The sequence below is a fragment of the Ruegeria sp. AF5 genome, assembly GCF_056541905.1.
The window spans coordinates 53,804-71,801 of record NZ_JBQFYZ010000002.1 but is presented as its reverse complement, the minus strand read 5'-3'; the positions used below and the strand labels follow the sequence as shown (position 1 = coordinate 71,801).

The window sequence follows — 17,998 nt, the reverse complement described above, 5'->3', positions numbered from 1 at the left end:
TCTCTACCGCTCTATCCTTGGATCGAGTGTAGCCAAACAATCCGCGCCTCACAACAGATAGTATTGGCGATCAGTCCCGGCGCAATGCTTTGAGAACGCGATCCAGATCCTTGCTTTGCTTACTGACCTGTGCCGGCGCATTCTTGACCAGATTGTAATACAAAGTCGGATCATAGATTTGCACCGCCAGCCCAAGACGCTCGGCTGTCAGAAGGCCCTGCGCCTGCAACAACTGATAGGCAGCCCGCGACCGTTCGGTGCGCGAAGCGACTTCTGCCAGCTGTGCATCCAGCAAATCCTGTTGTGCATTCAATACATCCAGAGTTGTTCGCGCGCCCAGAGTTGCCTCTTCCCGGATGCCATCAAACGCCACCTGCGAGGCGTTAACGCGCTCGGTTGACGCCCTCAGACTGGCGCTGGCCGCCTGAAACGCCGCATACCGGTCGGTAACACCCTGCGTGATGTTCTTTTGAACGTTCAGCAGATTCGCACGCGAGGCATCCCGGCTGGCCATTGCGCGGCGGACATTTGCCGCCAACCGGCCACCCGCGTAGATAGGTTGTGTGAAGTTCAGCGACACGGTCGCGTCGTTCACATAGTCATTGTTGTCATAGCGCTCGGACACGCCAGCATCGGCATTCAGGCTGACATTCGGCCCAAGGTTTGCCCGCTGTTGCTGCACGACCAGATCAAACGCCCTGACCTGATGCTGAGCCGACAGAATGGCCGGGTGGTTGCGTTGCGCCAGGTTCACAGCTTCAGCTTCGGAACGCGGCAGATTGGGCAGGCTCGGCTGACCAGCTGTTCGCCCCGGTGCCTTTCCGACCGCGTTCACGTATTCGGCCTGCGCAATGCTCAATTCACCGCGTGCCACAGCCAGATCCGCCTGAGAGCTTGCCAGCTGCGCTTCGGACAATGCGACGTCCGTCCGGGTTACTTCGCCCACTTCGAAGCGGTCATTCGACGCCCTAAGTTCCTCTGCCGACACATCCACGTTGTTCTGGCGGATCGCCACGGTCTCTTCTTGCAACAGGACGCCCAGATAGGCATTTGCTGCGCGGATAAGAACCTGTTGTTCGATATCGATCAGGGTTTGCCGGGTCGATAGCACCGTTTCCTGCGCCGACTGCTTGCCCAGCACCGACGCGCCGCCATCATACAAAAGCTGGCTCAGCGTCAGGCCCGAAAAGAACCGCGACGGCTCGTTTGTCGTCACGACGTTATTGACCCGCGAACGGGTGTAATCCTGGCTGACCTGCACGGTCCAGTTGATGATTGGCCGCAACGCGGAAAGCGCAATGGCCACATCTTCATCCGCCGCTCGCAGCAACGCCCGGTTCTGCTCAAGCAAACCACTGGTGTTATACGCGCCGATGAACGCATCCGTTATGTTGTCTGCCCACGCTGCACGCCCTGGCATCACGCTCATGGCAAGTCCTGCGGTCACAGCAAACGCCCTGACCAGCTTACCTGTCGCCGAACCACGCATACCAAAATCCTCTCAAACGAAATTACACTGCCCTACAGGCAGTTTGCGGCCTTCTTTTCAACTAATCAAGGTGATAGAAAAATCTATCGGCGGACTATAGCGAAAATGCACACTCTGCCGAAAAACCTTCCAGAACCGGCGCATTGGCATTGAACACATCACGCCAACTGACGCGGCCCCCGGTTTTTCGACCAATCCGAACTGTACCCAGGTTGCCGTTGACAAACAGACACACGATCCGACCGTGATCCTTGAGTTGATCCAACAGGGCATTGGGCACCTGCTCGACACCGCCCTGCACCATGATCGCATCATAGGGGCCGTGTTCTGACACACCCTGCTCCAGCGCGCCGACGTGGATAATAGCGTTGTGCACGTCAGCTTCGGCCAAGAGGCTTTGCGCCTCGGCTGCAAGGGTTTCGTCGCTTTCAACACCCACAACCAACTCAGCCATCCGCGCGGTGACAGCCGTGGAATATCCCATTGCCGGAGCGATATCGAGGACCATCTCATCCTTGGATATGTTCAGCACGTCCAGCATTTTAGCCAGGGTTCGCGGCTCCAGCATGCTGCGCCCGTCACCCAGATCAATCAGGCCGTCCACATAGGCCGCCTCGCGCTGAGAATCGGGCACGAAGCTTTCCCGCGGAACACTCAGCATCGCCTCAATGATCGGGAACTTGGTGACGTCAGAGGGGCGGATCTGTGTATCAACCATTGTGCGGCGCCGGGCTGCGAAGTCAGTCATTGGATATCTCGTCTCATTCCCAAAGATGTCGGGCTTGTGCCATATCCTGAACCTTCCAGCAACGCCCCTGTTGCCGCAACCTGAATCTTGATCACCTCCTTGGGCGTGGACGTCGGCAAATTTCGATCTTGCCGGCAATTTCGCGCGCAATCCACTGGACGCCCCAGAGGAAAGCTGTTAAAAACCCAGTCACACCACGGCAAGTATTTGATTTTACTTGAAAAGGCGAGTTGGCGGAGTGGTGACGCAGCGGATTGCAAATCCGTGTACACCGGTTCGATTCCGGTACTCGCCTCCAGCTACATCCAAATCGCTGACTTGGCCCCGCAGTACGCGCGTGTGACGCTTGGTATTTTCAGACGTTCATGGCCCGCGATTCTGTCGAACTGCGGGCCAGATATGGCGTGTTTTTTCGGAACACCTGCCTACCCCTGCTCGTTCACGGGGCGCGATGTAGTCTGGTGTTTGCCTTACCCTCAGGCGCGCCCTTGTGGCACAACCTCGTATCCCGGCTCTTCCGGCTCATCGTCCGTCATTTCGGCTGGAAAGCCCGGGGCGGTGATATCCAGGCCGGTTGCCTCTTCCAGCCGTTTGATAATATTTGGTGAAAGCTCGCGTTCGCCATATCGTGCGATACCATCGTTAAAGATGTTGATCATCACCGGGTTGATTTCCAGTGGCACCCCGGCGCGGTCGGCGACCTCCTGAAACAAACCGATATCCTTCTTCACCAGATCCATGGTGAAGGAAATATCGCGCGACCCGTTCAGGATGACCTGGCTTTCGGTTTCGTGCACGAAGGACGTGCCGGACGAGATTTTGATCGCCTCATAGGTCGTGTTCAGATCCATCCCCGCAGCCTTTGCCGTAACCAGTGCTTCGGCGCAGGTGATCAGGTTGGCGGTGGCAAGATAGTTGGTCATCACTTTCAGCACCGAGGCCGAGCCCAGCTCGCCGGTGTGCAAAACCCGGCGGCCCATTGTCGTCAGGAACGGCAGAATTCGTTCAAACGTTTCCCGGTCACAGCCCGCAAAGATCGAGATATTGCCCGTCGCGGCACGGTGGCACCCGCCAGAAACCGGGCAATCCACTGCTGCACCGCCGCGCGATATGACTTCGGCACCCAGGCGTTTGACTTCGGCTTCGTCTGTGGTCGACATCTCCATCCAGATCTTGCCGGGGCCCACTTCGGGCAACATCTCCTTCATGACTGCGTCCGATGCTGCCGGAGACGGCAGACAGGTGATCACCGCATCGCAATCGCGCATCAGCTGGGCGGGCCCTTCTGCCGCCTTTGCGCCTTTGGCGACAAATTCGGCCACCAGTTCTGCGTTCAGGTCATGAACAGTCAGGTCAATGCCATTGCGCAAAAGGGATCCCGAAAGCTTGCCGCCAACGTTACCCAGACCGATAAATCCCACTTTCATATGACGCATCTCCAAGTTCGTCGTTTTCCCGTCATGCGACCACATACCGAACACGCACTTCATGCCGCCGAACGACGCCTACAGGTCGCTTTTTTCACCTTGGCTTATTTGTTGCGCGCGAACCGCTTGACAAGCGGGTCGGCGGTGCCGCATGTCCCGGACGTTGGTGTCGGCAACAGCCGATGAAAAGGGAATGCGTCAACGGTTCATCCGCCAAACGCAGCCGCCCCCGCGACCGTGACCGGAGAGGATGCCCAATGCCACTGGCCTGTGCCGGGAAGGCGGGACATCCGACAGAGCGACCGCTCTGGCATCCGCAAGCCGGGAGACCTGCCAACACCCGAAGTTGAAACCGGGCGGGGTGTTCCGGTGTCGGGTCCATGTGCAGACGTGGTGCCCGCATGAAACCCCGTCCCCCGCGAAGAGGATTTGGGGGGATGAGAGACATGACCGAGACCGCACCGGTAGAACTACTGGTCTGCACGACTTGCCGCCGGGGTCTGCCCGTCGAGGATGACGCTGAGCGTCCCGGCACATTGTTACACAAGGCCTTGGAACAGGCTGCCCTGCCAGACGGTATTACTCTGAAACCGGTCGAATGCCTTTCGAACTGCGATCAGGGCTGTTCCATCGTTCTTCGGGGCGGGCCGGATCGCTGGACCTTTGTTTACGAGAACCTGAACGAAATCGATCACGTCGATGCCATCATCGATGGTGTGACCAAGTATCTGGCCACAGACGATGGTCTGGTGAAGTGGCGCGACCGTCCTGAACATTTCCGCAAAAACTGCGCCTCGCGCATTCCCCCGATTGGAGGCTGAGATCATGTCGAACCTAGAAAAACTTCCCGTCACCGTGATCACCGGCTTTCTGGGCTCGGGCAAAACCACGCTGGTGCGCCATCTGATGCAGAACCCGCAGGGAAAGCGTCTTGCGATTGTTGTTAACGAGTTTGGCGATGTGGGTGTTGATGGCGACATTCTGAAATCCTGCGCGATACCGGATTGCCCTGCGGAAAACATCATGGAACTGGCAAACGGCTGCATCTGCTGCACCGTGGCCGATGACTTCATCCCGACCATCGAGGCGCTGATGGCGCTGGAACCGCGCCCGGATCACATTTTGATCGAAACATCCGGCCTTGCACTGCCCAAACCGCTGCTGAAAGCATTTGATTGGCCTGATATCCGTTCGAAAATCACCGTTGATGGCGTGATTGCGCTGGCCGATGCCGAGGCCGTGGCCGCCGGTCGCTTTGCTCCGAACGTTGAAGCGGTGGATGCCCAACGGCTGGCTGATGACTCGATCGATCACGAAACACCCTTGTCCGAGGTGTTCGAAGATCAAATCTCGTGCGCGGATATCATCCTGCTGACCAAGCCCGATCTAGCAGGTCCCGAAGGTGTCGCGAAAGCCAAACAGATCATCGCCGCCGAGGCACCGCGGCCGCTTCCCGTTGTCGAGGTCGCCGAGGGTGTCGTCGACGTACGTGTCGTGCTTGGCCTTGAGGCTGCCGTCGAAGATGACATGGACGCGCGCCCGTCACATCACGATGGCCATCACGATCATGAGCATGACGATTTCGAGAGCATCATCGTCGAGTTGCCGGAACAGACCGACCCTGCGGAACTGGTAGCCAGAATCGAACGTCTTGCGACTGAGCTGAATATCCTGCGCGTCAAAGGCTATGCCGCCGTCGCTGGCAAACCGATGCGCCTGCTGGTTCAGGCTGTCGGCGCGCGGGTTCGTCACCAATACGACCGCCCGTGGGAGCCCGGTGAAGAGCGCCGCTCGCGCCTGGTCGTGATTGCCGAGCATGACGACATCAAAGAAGCCGAAATCCGTGATATCCTCGTGGGTGTGACCGAGGTTGCCGAGTAAGTCATGCACGTCGTCTTTCGCGAAAGCCACGGGCTCGAGGAAACCGAGACCCCAACCGATCTGGGCCAAAGCCCGGGTGATCTGGTTGTGCTGTCCTTTTCCGACAGTGACCTGGGCGCTTTCGCGGCGGGCTGGCATCGCGGCGGCGGGCCTGAGGGGCGGATGCCCACGATGCGGCTAGCCAATCTTGCGGCGCTGAAGCACCCTCTGTCCGTCGATACCTATGTCGAACAGACACTTGAGGGCGCAAAGGGCATCCTGATCCGTCTGATAGGTGGCGTGCCCTATTGGTCTTACGGGCTGCAACAGGTTCTGGCACTGGCGCAAGCCAAAGGCATCGCGTTAGCCGTTTTACCGGCGGATGGGCGTGAAGACACTCGGTTGGATGAGTATTCGACCCTGCCCCTCTCGACCCTGAGGCGGCTGGCACATCTGTGTGACACCGGCGGCGAAGTCGCCGCGCAGGCCGCATTGGCCCAGATGGCCTTGGCAGCAGGGCTTTATGCCGGGCCAGTGATGGGCGCGAAAACCCTGCCCGAATGCGGTGCGTGGTGTCCAGATCAGGGTGTCGTCCCGGTGGGTTCCGCATTCCAGAGCGATACGAAACGCATCCTTGTCACCTTTTATCGCGCGTATCTGACATCCGCAGACACCGCCCCGGTCGCGGCCCTGATCCGCAGCCTGCGCGCCCGCGGGCTTCAGGCGGTGGGTCTGTTTGCCCCGTCGCTCAAGACCCCAGCCGCTGCCGACTGGCTCAGGGAACAGGTCGTCGCCTTGCGACCGTCGGCGATCATCAACGCCACTTCATTCTCGGGCAAGGGCGCGTCCGGCACGTCGCCTCTGGACGCAGCGGATGTGCCGGTGTTTCAGGTCGCTCTCGCCACCTCGCGACGCAAGGCCTGGGCGGAGGCCGAACGCGGCCTGTCACCCGCCGACCTCGCCATGCATGTGGTATTGCCCGAAGTGGACGGGCGAATATCGGCAGGCGTTGTCTCTTTCAAAGAACCGGGCAAGCGCGATCCGCATTTGGAATACTCGCGTTTTGCGCATCGGGCCGAGTCGGACCGGATCGAGGCGATCATCGATCGGGTATCGGGCTGGCTTGCCCTGAATGACAAACCCAAGGCAGACCAGATCCCCGCGTTGGTACTGTCCACATATCCCGGCAAAGACTGGCAAATGGCCCATGCGGTTGGTCTCGACGCGCTGGCCTCGGCTGAGGCGATGCTGTCTGATCTTTGCGGTGAAGGCTACGACATCGCGGCTGGCGATCCGGTTGCCGACGCACTCTTGGACGCCCGGATATCGTGGCCGCTTGAGGATTATCTGAGCGCACTCGCTGAATTGCCCCAAACCCTGCGCACCGATCTGCACACCGTATGGGGCAATCCTGAGCAAGACCCAACTTTCACTCAGGGTGCGTTTCACTTCACGGCTTTGCGACGCGGCAAGGCGCTGGTCGCACTGCAACCAGAGCGCGGAACACCCGAACTGCGTGATGACGACTATCACGACCTTTCGCGTACCCCGCGCCATAGCTATGTCGCCTTCTATTTGTGGCTGCGCAAAGGTCTTGGCGCGGACGCGCTGATCCATATCGGTGCGCATGGCACACTGGAATGGCTGCCCGGCAAATCGGTCGCCCTATCAGCAGACTGCTGGCCCGAGGCGCTGATCCGTGACCTGCCGGTGATCTACCCGTTCATCGTCAACGACCCAGGTGAGGCCGCGCAGGCCAAGCGCCGGATCGGCGCGGTGACCCTGGGCCACATCCCGCCCCCCATGAAAGAAAGCGGAACGCCTGACCGGATGGTGCGACTGGAAGCCCTGCTGGACGAGTTCTCAAACGCGGACGGCCTTGACCCCAGACGCCGTGACCGGTTGCAGGAAGATATCCGGGATGAGGCGCAAGCCATTGGGCTGGAGCACGATCTGGGCCTGAACCAGGCCACCAGCACCGCGGAAGCAATCACGCGCATCGACCGCTTTGTCTGCGATATCAAAGAAAGCCAGTTTGGCGACGGGCTGCACGTCTATGGGCGTGTTCCGGATGTGATCGGCAGTTTCGACCCAGCCCCATCCGCCCATGCCGAACGCAAGGCACTGATCAATGCGTTGGCTGGCAAGCGGATCGAGGCTGGCCCGTCCGGCTCGCCCTATCGGGGCCGCTCTGACGTGCTGCCGACCGGGCGAAACCTGTTCACCACCGACCCGCGGTCTGTGCCCACCCGCGCAGCCTACACGCAAGGCGTGAAACTGGCCGAGGAACTGGTACGGCGGCACTTGCAGGAGGAAGGCGATTACCCGAAAGGGCTGATTGTCGATCTGTGGGGATCGGCCACCATGCGCACTGCGGGCGAAGAATTCGCCATGGCCCTGCACCTGCTGGGTGTAAAGCCGGTTTGGGATAAGGGATCCGAGCGGGTTTCGGGTATTGAAGTGCTGCCCATCACCGACCTGAGCCGCCCGCGCCTGGACGTCACCTTGCGGGTTTCGGGCTTGTTTCGCGATGTGTTCCCCACGTTGTCAGCCCTCTATGGTCAGGCGGTTCGGGCATTGTCAGAGCGTGACGAAGCGACCGACTGGAACCCCTATGCCGGTCACGCCCCGGCTGCGCGGGTGTTTGGCCCGGCACCCGGCAGTTACGGCCTGAACATGACCCATCTGTCCGAGACCTATACGGACGAGGCGCGCGCCCAAGCCGGGGAGGCATGGCTTGAGGCCAGTTCGTACGCGCTGGAAGGTGAACACATCGCGCAGGACAAAGCGGGGATCACGGATCGTGTCGCCAAGGCCGACAGTTTTGTTCACCTCCAGGATCTGACAGAAACTGACCTGCTGCTGGCCAACGATTATGCCACGCATGAGGCCGGTTTTGCCGCCGCCAAAAACATCACTGGTGGCACCGCTCAGCTTTACCATCTGGACAACACCAACCCCGATAATCCGCGCGCCCGGACTCTGCCGGAAGAAATCAGCCGCGTCGTTCATGCCCGCGCTGCCAACCCCGGCTGGATTGCCGGGATGCAGCGCCATGGGTTTCGCGGCGCCGCCGAGATCGCGGCGACGCTGGATCACATGGCCTCATTCGCACATCTGTCGGGCACTGTCGCTCCGCATCTGTTTGATCTCTACCACGAAGCCACATTGGGCAATGAGACCGTTGATGCCTTTCTGCAAGAGGCCAACCCGAAGGCCCATCAGGCCATGCAAGACAGGTTCCGTGCATTGCTGGAAGCGGGGCTTTGGAACACACGCCGGAATTCGATCCGGGCCGATTTGGAGGGTTTGGGATGAGTGCACCTATCGTTCAAGGCTGGTGTCCCGGCGCGCATCGTCCGATGATGTCAGGCGACGGGCTGGTCGTGCGGGTCCGTCCGCGTCTGGCGCGACTGAATGCCAGGCAGGCTATTGGTTTGTGCGAACTGGCTGAACGGTTCGGCAATGGCACCATCGACCTGACCAATCGTGCCAACCTGCAACTGCGCGGCGTGGATGAGCGCGACCACCAGCCGTTGCTTGTGGAACTTGCAGCGCTGAACTTGTTTGATGCGGAACCCGGCATCGAAGTACGCCGCAATATTCTGGTTACACCGCTCTATCAGGCGGGCGATTTGACCGCGCGGCTGACACAGGAGTTGATTGATCGACTGGCCGAATTGCCTGCTCTGCCCGCTAAGTTTGGTTTTGCCATAGATACAGGCCCGAAGCGCCTGTTAGCCTCAGATTCCGCAGATATTCGTCTGGAACTGGGTGCCGACGGTCTGATCCTGCGCGCCGACGGCTGCAAAACCGGGCGATGTGTGACCGAGGATGACGCCATTGACCACGTGATCGCACTGGCCCAATGGTTTGCCCAGACTTATACGGCCGAGACACGTCGCATGGCGCGGGTCACTCACGCGTTGCCACAGGAATGGCAGGGATTTGCCCCCGGTCCTGTCGGTGAAAAACTGCAACCCGGCCCCTGTGAACTGGGCGCTCTCTATGGCGCGGCGTTCGGCTCGCTGCCTGCGCGCAAGCTTTGTGAACTGATTGAAGCCAGCGGCGCTTCAGCCCTGCGTGTCACCCCGTGGCGACTGATCCTGCTGGAAAGCGGGGCGGCGATACCCGCCCCGAATTTTGTCACGGACGGAGCCGATCCGATGATGACAACCGACGCCTGCCCCGGCGCGCCGTTCTGCCCGCAAGCGCAAGTGGAAACCCGCGACATCGCCCGTGCATTGGCCCAGCGTATTCCCGGTCGCCTGCATGTCTCGGGCTGCGCCAAAGGATGCGCCCATATGGGCCCGGCCGACATCACAGTGGTCGGAAACAACGGGCGATTTGATCTTGTCAAAAAGGGCCGCGCAGGGGATGAGCCCTGCCAACGCGGGCTCGCCCCCGAAACACTCATGACCATGGACTTCACCTGATGCCCTACACTTACGAAACTGATGGCGCGGCGATCTACAAGGAAAGCTTTGCCACCATCCGGTCCGAGGCTGATCTGACCCGCTTTGATGCCGATGAAGAGCAGGTCGCCGTTCGGATGATCCACGCCGCCGGCATGGTCGGGCTGGAGGAGTTTGTACATTTCTCACCCGGATTTGTGCAGACCGCACGCACGGCGCTGGAAAACGGCGCGGCGATCCTGTGTGACGCGCGCATGGTCAGCGAGGGTGTGACCCGCTTCCGTCTGCCTGCAGACAATCAGGTGATCTGCACCCTACATGACGAACGTGTGCGCCCTCTGGCCGCCGAGATGAGCAACACCCGTTCGGCCGCTGCGCTGGAACTCTGGCGACCGCATCTGGAAGGTGCTCTGGTCGCCATCGGAAACGCGCCCACCGCGCTGTTTCACTTGCTGAACATGCTGGAAGACCCCGATTGCCCGCGCCCTGCTGCGATCATCGGCTGCCCGGTCGGATTTGTCGGAGCGATGGAGTCCAAAGACGCGTTGTGGCAGGCGCAACCCGTTCCGTCCTGCATTGTCAAAGGCCGTCTGGGTGGCAGCGCCATCACCGTTGCAGCAATCAACGCCATCGCAAGCCGGGCGGAATGAAAATGGGTACCATATACGGTGTGGGCCTTGGCCCCGGTGACCCGGATCTGATGAGTGTCCGGGCCGATCGCCTTCTGCGCAACGCCAAGCACGTGGCATTCTTTCGCAAACCGGGTCGAAGCGGTCAGGCCCGCAAAATCGTCAACGGGATGATCCCCGAAGGCGCGATTGAATTCCCGATGGAATACCCTGTGACCACCGAGATTCCGGTCACCGATCCGCGTTATAATGAATTGCTGGCCGCGTTTTATGAAGAGTGCACAGCACACCTGAAGACGCTGTCGGCACAGGGTGAGGATGTGGTGGTCCTTTGCGAGGGTGATCCGTTTTTCTACGGCTCGTTCATGCATCTTTACAATCGGTTGCGTGACGAAGCTCCGGTTGAGGTTGTGCCAGCCATCACGGGTATGTCCGGTGCGTGGACGGCCACGGGCGATCCGATCACCTGGGGGGACGATGTGCTGACCGTGCTGGTCGGCACCCTGCCCGAGAAAGTTCTGGCTGAACGCATGGCGCAGACAGATGCTTTGGTCGTGATGAAAATCGGGCGGAACATCGACAAGGTGAAACGCGCGCTGAAAACCTCTGGTCTGTATGACCGCGCATGGATTGTCGAATACGCGCAAATGCCGAATCAGACGGTGACAAAATTGTCTGAGGCCTGCGAGAAGATTACCCCGTATTTCTCGATCATCGTTGTTCATGGTCAGGGGCGCCGACCATGAGCGGATGGGTCAAGATCGCAGGCCTTGGTCCGGGGGACGAGGCGCTGGTCACCCCCGAGGTTGCAGCGGCTTTGGCCGACGCCACCGATGTGGTGGGCTACATCCCTTATGTAGCCCGCGTGGCCGACCGACCCGGCCTGACCCTGCACGCCAGTGATAACCGGGTTGAAATCGACCGCTCGCAACACGCGCTGCAAATGGCCGTCGAAGGCAGGCGGGTGGTTGTTGTGTCCTCGGGCGATCCCGGTGTGTTTGCAATGGCTGCCGCTGTGTTCGAAGCGTTGGAGAATGGCCCAACAGAATGGCGTGACATTCAGATAGATGTGCTGCCGGGGATCACCGCGATGCTGGCCGCATCTGCCCGCGCGGGCGCTCCGATGGGGCATGATTTCTGCGCCATCAACCTTAGCGACAACCTAAAGCCTTGGACGCTGATCGAAAAACGCTTGCGCTTGGCTGCGCAAGCCGATTTTTCGATGGCCTTCTATAATCCCCGCTCGAAGTCTCGCCCGGAAGGCTTTGTAAAGACACTGGAAATCCTACGCGAAGAATGCGAGCCCGAGCGGGTGATCCTGTTTGCGCGCGCCGTGTCACGAGCGGATGAGGTGATCCGGGTTTCTACTCTGGCCGAGGCCACGCCCGAGATGGCGGATATGCAAACCGTGGTTATTGTCGGTTCGTCGCGCACCCGGGTCATCGAACGCAAAGGCACGCCGATCGTCTATACGCCACGCTTCACCCCGGTCGAGGATCAGGGATGAGACACCCAGTCCAGCACCTGTGCGACAGTCGAAAGCTCGGTCCGCTTTGGCAGAACAGGGCGCTCGATCATAAGCACTGGCAGGCCCAGCGCCCGCGCTGCGTCCAGCTTGGCACGCGCGCCCAAGCCGCCCGCGTTCTTGGACACCACAAGTTGCGTCCTGTGTTGCTGCATCAATGCGCGGTCATCGGCTTCTGCAAAAGGACCCCGGGACACGACAACCTGCGCCAAAGGAAAAGGCACGCTGTCAGGCTCGTCCACCAGACGCAGCAGGTAGTGATGCTGGGGCTGGGCTGCAAAGTCTTCAAGATGCATACGCCCGACAGCCAGGAACACACGCTGCGGATCACCTGCAAGCGCATCGACGGCGGCAGTGATATCGGGCACGCGGTGCCAGACATCGCCGGGTTGCGGCTTCCACGCCGCGCGGGTCAAGGCGGCCAGTGGAACCTGCGTTGTGTGACACGCCTCAATCGCGTTCCGGCTCATCTGCGCCGCAAATGGATGGGTCGCATCCACGACATGGGTGATCGCGTTTTCACGGATGTATTGGGCCAGACCTTCCGGGCCGCCAAACCCGCCAACTCGCACCGGCAACGGCTGCGGACGCGGGGTTTCCACCCGTCCCGCATAAGAATACACAGCCGCAATCCCTTGTTCCGCAACAGCTTTGGCCAAAGCGTTGGCCTCGGTCGTGCCGCCAAGAATCAGGAGGTTGGGCATGTCTGAAACTCCGTGGCTGACCGTTCTGGGATTGGGCGAAGATGGGTTTGATGGCCTGTCGCCTGCAAGCCGTCAAGTGCTGGACCGGGCCGAAGTGATCATGGGGCCGCCTCGTCACCTGTCGCTGCTGCCGGAAAACGAGGCTGAGCGCGTCGAATGGCCGGTGCCGTTCTCGGACGGATTGCCGATCCTGAAAGGCCTGCGCGGACGGCAGACGGTGGTTCTGGCGTCAGGAGATCCGTTCTGGTTTGGCGCGGGGTCCGTCATCGCGCGTAACTTCGATGCCAACGAGTGGACCGCCCTGCCCGGCCAGTCCACGTTTTCGCTGGCCGCTGCGCGCCTGGGCTGGCCTTTGGAAAGCACGCTGACCTTTGGCCTGCACGCCGCACCTTTGACCCGGTTGCGGCCGCATCTGGCCGCGGGCCTGCACGCCATTGGACTTTTGCGTGACGGCAAGGCAGTTGCTGAACTGGCGACCTATCTAAGCGAAACCGGATTTACCGACAGCGCTTTGCACGTGATGCAGGCCCTCGGCGGCCCGCGTGAACGCGTCCAGACAGTGAGCCTGACCGAAGCTCTGCTGGAAACCTTCGATCATCCTGTCTGCGTCGGGTTGGAAGTGACCGGCACTGGGCGGGGAGTGTCCAAGGCCTCGGGCAAGCCGGATGATCTTTTTGAAACCGACGGCCAGATCACCAAACGCCCGATCCGGGCGCTGACCCTGTCCGCATTGGCGCCACAGAGGGGTGAGCATCTGTGGGACATTGGCGGTGGCACCGGCTCGATCAGCATCGAATGGCTGATGTGCGACCCGACCCTGACCGCCACCAGTATCGAACCCCGTGCCGACAGGGCCGAACGCATTCGTCGCAATGCCGACGCGCTGGGGCAGGATCGGTTACAGGTTGTCCACGGTACCGCACCCGAAGCGCTGGCCGGAATGCCCCTGCCGGACGTGGTTTTTATCGGCGGTGGGCTCAGCACCAGCCTGCTGGCGTGGCTTCGCGACGCCCTGCCCGCTGGCACCCGGATGGTCGCCAACGCGGTAACGCTGGAAAGCGAAGCCCTGTTGGCGCGATGGCACCAAGACCTGGGCGGAGACCTGTTGCGGATCGAACTGGCTCATTCTGCACCGCTCGGACCGCGGCGCGGCTGGAAATCTGCCTATCCGGTCGTCCAGTGGAGCGTGACGTTATGATCGTTGCAGGCTTGGGCTTTTCATCAGACGCGACAGCAGACAGTTTGCGCGCCGCCTATGACGCGGCAGCGGCCAGCCATGATGTCCAAGCTCTGGCGACGGTTGCCGACAAAAGCGGGCACTCTGCGCTGGCGGCCTTTGCGGAAAGCCTTGCTCTTCCGCTGCATTTCGTGGCGGCTGCCGATTTGGCCGGACAACGCACCCTGACATGCTCGAACCGCAGCCGTGCCGCTTATGGCACCGGCAGCGTAGCCGAAGCATCGGCCCTTGCCGCCGCCGGGTCCGGCGCGCGGCTGCTTTCACCCAGACACATTTCGGACGACCGGCTGGCCACCTGCGCCATCGCCATCGGAGGACAAACATGACCGTTCATTTCATCGGCGCCGGACCGGGCGCTGCAGACCTGTTGACATTGCGTGGGCGCGACATCATCGCCTCGTGTCCTGTGTGCCTATATGCCGGATCACTGGTGCCCGAGGAAATTCTGAGCCACTGCCCCAAAGACGCAAAAATCATCAACACTGCGCCCATGGATCTGGACCAGATCATGGCCGAGATCGAAGTCGCGCATAAAGCGGGTCAGGATGTGGCGCGGCTGCATTCGGGCGATTTGTCAGTCTGGTCGGCGATGGGCGAACAGATCCGCCGCCTTAAAGAAATGGGCATTCCGGTCAGTGTGACCCCTGGCGTACCATCCTTTGCCGCCGCCGCAGCGGCCCTGGGCACCGAACTGACCCTGCCGGGACTGGCGCAATCGGTGGTTCTGACCCGGACGCCGGGGCGCGCGTCATCCATGCCCGAAGGTGAAACGCTGGTGAATTTTGCCCGTACCGGCGCGACTTTGGCTATTCATCTGTCAATCGGCAATCTGGACAAGGTTATCGCAGACCTGACCCCGGCTTATGGCGCCGATTGTCCGGTGGCCGTTGTGTATCGCGCAAGCTGGCCGGATGAAAAGATCATCCGCGCAACGCTGGAAACCCTGAAAGGGTCGCTGGACGAAAGCATCTCGCGCACGGCTTTGATCATGGTCGGCCCCGCGCTGGCCGGTGAAGGTTTTGACGAAAGCTGTCTTTATTCCAGAGATTACGACCGCCGCTATCGCCCGCAAAGTGCCGATAGCCCCTGGTCAAGCTGGAGCCATGGTGATGACTAACCCTCCGGGTATTTTGATTTCAGCACCCTCTTCGGGTACCGGCAAGACGACGGTCATGCTGGGCCTTTTGCGCGCGCTGGCCGAAGATGGCCTGACCGTGCAACCCTTCAAAAGCGGGCCGGATTATATCGATCCCGCCTTTCACCGGGCGGCTGCCGGGCGGGCTTCGTTCAATCTGGACAGCTGGGCAATGACGTATCCCCTATTCAGCGCTATTTCCGCTCAGGCTGAAGGCGCTGACATTGTGGTGGCCGAGGGCTCGATGGGTTTGTTCGACGGTGTCGCAAAGCCCGGCGAAGTTGGGCACGGTTCAAGCGCCGAGACCGCCCTGCGCATGGGCTGGCCCGTTGTGCTTGTCTTGGATGTGGGCGGGCAAGCACAATCAGCGGCGGCAACAGCGCTGGGGTTCAGGTTGTACAATCCTGACCTGCCCTTTGCCGGAGTTATCCTGAACCGATGCGCCAGCCCCCGCCACGAACGCCTGACCTGTCTGGGAATGGAGCGCGCGGGCCTGCCTGTTCTGGGCGTCCTGCCCCGGCGTGGTGATTTGACCCTGCCCGAGCGGCATCTGGGACTTATTCAGGCGGTCGAACATCCCGATCTGGAAAGCGCCATTGTAGGTTATGCCGCGTTCTTGCGAGAACATGTGGACCTTGACGCAATCAAGCGGGCGGCTTCCTCAGGCCCCGGCGGGCCATCGTCAGCCGCGCTGCCGCGCCCCCCCGCCCAGCGGATCGCGCTGGCCCGCGATGCCGCCTTTTCCTTTACCTACCCCCACCTTTTGCAGGGGTGGCACGATGCGGGTGCCGAGATCTTGCCTTTTTCCCCCTTGGCGAACGAACCTCCGGCGGCGGATGCCGATCTGGTCTGGCTGCCCGGCGGGTACCCCGAATTGCACGCCGGAACATTGGCAGCGGCCACCACCTTCCTGAGTGGTTTGCGAAAACATGCGGAAACAAAGCCGGTGCACGGAGAATGCGGCGGCTACATGGCACTTGGTCAGGCGCTGATCGACAAGGACGGCGTGCAACATGAAATGGCCGGCTTGCTGGGGCTCGTCACATCCTACCAGAAGCGCAAGTTCAATCTTGGCTACAGAAAAGCTGAGTTGTTGGCCCCCATGCCCGGCTTTGCCAAAGGCGCAGCCTTGCGCGGGCACGAGTTCCACTATTCCTCGATCGTGGATCAACCGGACGCCCCATTGGCACGCGTGTTTGACGCCGAAGGGGAAGAAGGTCCGCAAACCGGATCACTGCGTGGCAATGTCACTGGCACGTTCTTTCACCTGATTGCGGAGGCGTCGGCATGAGCGGCTTTGTTTCTTTCATCGGCTCTGGCCCCGGTGATCCGGAACTGCTGACACTCAAGGCGGTGGACCGGATGCAAAAGGCCGATGCGATCCTGTTCGACGATCTCAGCAGCGGCCCGATCCTGAGCCATGCGCGCGACGATGCGGATCTGGTTGGCGTCGGAAAGCGGGCCGGTCGTCCGTCCCCCAAGCAGGACCATGTCAGCCGGTTGTTGGTGGATTACGCGCAGTCCGGTCAGCATGTGGTGCGCCTGAAATCAGGCGACGGCGGTATGTTCGGACGGCTTGAGGAAGAGCTTGTCGCCCTGCGCACAGCCGGAATCGCCTATGAGATTATTCCCGGCGTCCCCTCAGCAGTGGCAGCGGCAGCGGCCGCAGGCATTCCATTGACGCGCAGGCTCACGGCCCGGCGGGTCCAGTTCGTGACCGGCCATGACGTCAGTGGTGAGTTGCCCGACGACCTGAACCTCAAGGCGCTGGCCGATCCACAGGCCACGACCGTCGTTTTCATGGGCAAGCGCACCTTTCCCCTGCTGGTCGAAGCCCTGCACACGCAAGGATTGCCGTTGGATACTCCGGCGCTTATGGCCGAATCCGTCTCGACCCCCGACCAAAAGCTGCAACGCGCCACGATTGGCGCGCTGGCAGAGCAGCTGAGAACCGAGATTGGCAAAGCACCGGCGCTGATCCTTTATGGTCCGCTGGCGGAGTTCGACGATGATTGATCTGAGCTTGATCGGTATCGGTACCGGCAATCCGGATCATGTAACGTTTCAGGGCGCGCAGGCGATCCGGGCGGCGGATTTGATCCTGATTCCACGCAAGGGGGAAAACAAGGCTGATCTGGCCGGGCTGCGTGAAGCGATCATCGAGCGTGTCGCCGAAACGCCGCCGCAGATTGCCTATATCGATATTCCCCAGCGCCAGGCCGACGATGGCTACCTGCGCGGTGTCGATGAATGGCACGACACCATCGCCCTGCGCTGGCAAGCGGCCATTGCCGCGCATCCAGAGGCGCAGCATGTCGCGCTGCTGATTTGGGGGGATCCGTCCCTCTATGACAGCTCACTGCGCATCGCTGCCCGGTTGAACCCGCAACCCAATACCAAGGTTATCCCCGGCATCACCGCCTTGCAGGCGCTGACCGCCGCCCATGCGATCCCGATCAATGATCTGGGCGCGCCCTACGTTGTCACAACCGGTCGTCGTATCCGGGATGAAGGCTGGCCTGATGCGGCCTCGAACGTCGCTGTGATGCTGGACGGCGAATGCTCGTTCCAAACCCTTGATTTGGCAGATTATGACATCTGGTGGGGCGCCTATGTGGGTATGAAAGAAGAGGTTCTGATCAGTGGCCCGCTGGATGAGGTTGCGCAGAATATCCTTGAGACCCGGGCGAATGCCCGCGCCGAACATGGCTGGATCATGGATATCTACCTGTTGAAGATGCGGCGGAAGTAACGCACGGGCACATGAACACGGGTTTGTGATGTCGCGGGTCGGTCAGGTCTGGCACACAGGGTGCACCTCAATACAGG

Annotated in this window: 17 protein-coding genes, 1 tRNA gene and 1 riboswitch; of the genes, 14 read left to right on the top strand and 4 right to left on the bottom strand. The window is 60.9% G+C overall.

Features of this window, described 5'->3' with window-relative positions:
- Positions 1 to 70: 70 nt before the first annotated feature.
- Together ACR0DS_RS03825 and ACR0DS_RS03820 are read right to left on the bottom strand one after the other, a co-directional pair.
- Positions 71 to 1,489 carry a TolC family outer membrane protein gene (locus ACR0DS_RS03825; RefSeq protein ID WP_209503355.1) on the bottom strand — a complete coding sequence of 473 codons (1,419 nt, stop codon included), beginning with the start codon at positions 1,487 to 1,489 and terminating at the stop codon, positions 71 to 73.
- A gap of 94 nt (positions 1,490 to 1,583) precedes the next feature.
- On the bottom strand, positions 1,584 to 2,237 hold the full coding sequence (locus tag ACR0DS_RS03820; RefSeq protein WP_480558265.1) for a protein-L-isoaspartate O-methyltransferase family protein: 654 nt from the start codon (positions 2,235 to 2,237) through the stop codon (positions 1,584 to 1,586).
- A gap of 224 nt (positions 2,238 to 2,461) precedes the next feature.
- Between ACR0DS_RS03820 and ACR0DS_RS03815 the strand changes: the two genes are divergently transcribed.
- Positions 2,462 to 2,535: transfer RNA gene (locus tag ACR0DS_RS03815), tRNA-Cys, on the top strand.
- A gap of 178 nt (positions 2,536 to 2,713) precedes the next feature.
- Here the strand turns inward: ACR0DS_RS03815 and ACR0DS_RS03810 are convergent.
- Positions 2,714 to 3,709 (bottom strand): NAD(P)-dependent oxidoreductase, encoded by a 996-nt coding sequence (locus tag ACR0DS_RS03810; protein ID WP_267363687.1) that lies wholly within the window; start codon positions 3,707 to 3,709, stop codon positions 2,714 to 2,716.
- Positions 3,710 to 3,811: 102 nt separating this feature from the next.
- Positions 3,812 to 4,016: riboswitch (cobalamin riboswitch) on the top strand.
- A 94-nt stretch (positions 4,017 to 4,110) separates the two neighbouring features.
- Here ACR0DS_RS03810 and ACR0DS_RS03805 point away from each other — a divergent pair.
- Genes ACR0DS_RS03805 through cobJ form a run of 7 tightly spaced genes read left to right on the top strand, consistent with a single transcriptional unit; the run spans position 4,111 to position 12,075 of the window.
- Positions 4,111 to 4,485: a DUF1636 family protein gene (locus tag ACR0DS_RS03805; protein WP_480558267.1), complete on the top strand. Its 375-nt coding sequence runs from the start codon at positions 4,111 to 4,113 to the stop codon at positions 4,483 to 4,485.
- A gap of 4 nt (positions 4,486 to 4,489) precedes the next feature.
- Complete coding sequence (cobW, locus tag ACR0DS_RS03800) at positions 4,490 to 5,545, top strand: cobalamin biosynthesis protein CobW (protein ID WP_480484222.1); 1,056 nt, start codon at positions 4,490 to 4,492, stop codon at positions 5,543 to 5,545.
- A gap of 3 nt (positions 5,546 to 5,548) precedes the next feature.
- Positions 5,549 to 8,842 carry a cobaltochelatase subunit CobN gene (gene cobN / locus ACR0DS_RS03795; RefSeq protein WP_480558269.1) on the top strand — a complete coding sequence of 1,098 codons (3,294 nt, stop codon included), beginning with the start codon at positions 5,549 to 5,551 and terminating at the stop codon, positions 8,840 to 8,842.
- The gene (locus ACR0DS_RS03790; protein WP_480538176.1) at positions 8,839 to 9,960 is read left to right on the top strand and encodes a cobalamin biosynthesis protein CobG; all 1,122 of its coding nucleotides are present in this window, start codon (positions 8,839 to 8,841) and stop codon (positions 9,958 to 9,960) included. The genes cobN and ACR0DS_RS03790 overlap by 4 nt, the downstream gene beginning before the upstream one ends.
- Positions 9,960 to 10,589, top strand: coding sequence for a precorrin-8X methylmutase (locus ACR0DS_RS03785; RefSeq protein WP_480504570.1), 630 nt, complete (start codon positions 9,960 to 9,962; stop codon positions 10,587 to 10,589). The genes ACR0DS_RS03790 and ACR0DS_RS03785 overlap by 1 nt, the downstream gene beginning before the upstream one ends.
- A complete protein-coding gene (locus tag ACR0DS_RS03780) occupies positions 10,586 to 11,314 on the top strand; it encodes a precorrin-2 C(20)-methyltransferase (protein ID WP_480485193.1) in 729 nt (242 codons plus the stop codon). Before ACR0DS_RS03785 ends, ACR0DS_RS03780 begins: the two co-directional genes overlap by 4 nt.
- Positions 11,311 to 12,075, top strand: coding sequence for a precorrin-3B C(17)-methyltransferase (cobJ, locus tag ACR0DS_RS03775; RefSeq protein ID WP_480558271.1), 765 nt, complete (start codon positions 11,311 to 11,313; stop codon positions 12,073 to 12,075). Before ACR0DS_RS03780 ends, cobJ begins: the two co-directional genes overlap by 4 nt.
- Here the strand turns inward: cobJ and ACR0DS_RS03770 are convergent.
- Positions 12,066 to 12,797 (bottom strand): cobalt-precorrin-6A reductase, encoded by a 732-nt coding sequence (locus ACR0DS_RS03770; protein ID WP_480485192.1) that lies wholly within the window; start codon positions 12,795 to 12,797, stop codon positions 12,066 to 12,068. The two genes, cobJ and ACR0DS_RS03770, sit on opposite strands and share 10 nt — an antisense overlap.
- On the opposite strand from ACR0DS_RS03770, the gene cbiE reads away from it, so the two are divergent.
- From cbiE to cobF, 6 genes are read left to right on the top strand one after another with little or no spacing between them, the layout of a single operon-like run.
- Entirely contained in the window at positions 12,796 to 13,995 is a 1,200-nt protein-coding gene (cbiE, locus tag ACR0DS_RS03765) for a precorrin-6y C5,15-methyltransferase (decarboxylating) subunit CbiE (protein WP_480558273.1), read from the top strand. The two genes, ACR0DS_RS03770 and cbiE, sit on opposite strands and share 2 nt — an antisense overlap.
- Complete coding sequence (locus tag ACR0DS_RS03760; protein ID WP_480504562.1) at positions 13,992 to 14,360, top strand: cobalamin biosynthesis protein; 369 nt, start codon at positions 13,992 to 13,994, stop codon at positions 14,358 to 14,360. The genes cbiE and ACR0DS_RS03760 overlap by 4 nt, the downstream gene beginning before the upstream one ends.
- Complete coding sequence (gene cobM, locus ACR0DS_RS03755) at positions 14,357 to 15,151, top strand: precorrin-4 C(11)-methyltransferase (RefSeq protein ID WP_480558275.1); 795 nt, start codon at positions 14,357 to 14,359, stop codon at positions 15,149 to 15,151. The genes ACR0DS_RS03760 and cobM overlap by 4 nt, the downstream gene beginning before the upstream one ends.
- A complete protein-coding gene (locus tag ACR0DS_RS03750; protein ID WP_480558277.1) occupies positions 15,138 to 16,460 on the top strand; it encodes a cobyrinic acid a,c-diamide synthase CobB in 1,323 nt (440 codons plus the stop codon). Before cobM ends, ACR0DS_RS03750 begins: the two co-directional genes overlap by 14 nt.
- Positions 16,457 to 17,185 (top strand): uroporphyrinogen-III C-methyltransferase, encoded by a 729-nt coding sequence (gene cobA, locus ACR0DS_RS03745; RefSeq protein ID WP_480484233.1) that lies wholly within the window; start codon positions 16,457 to 16,459, stop codon positions 17,183 to 17,185. The genes ACR0DS_RS03750 and cobA overlap by 4 nt, the downstream gene beginning before the upstream one ends.
- Positions 17,178 to 17,921, top strand: coding sequence for a precorrin-6A synthase (deacetylating) (gene cobF, locus ACR0DS_RS03740; protein ID WP_480558279.1), 744 nt, complete (start codon positions 17,178 to 17,180; stop codon positions 17,919 to 17,921). The genes cobA and cobF overlap by 8 nt, the downstream gene beginning before the upstream one ends.
- The last annotated feature ends 77 nt before the right edge of the window (positions 17,922 to 17,998 follow it).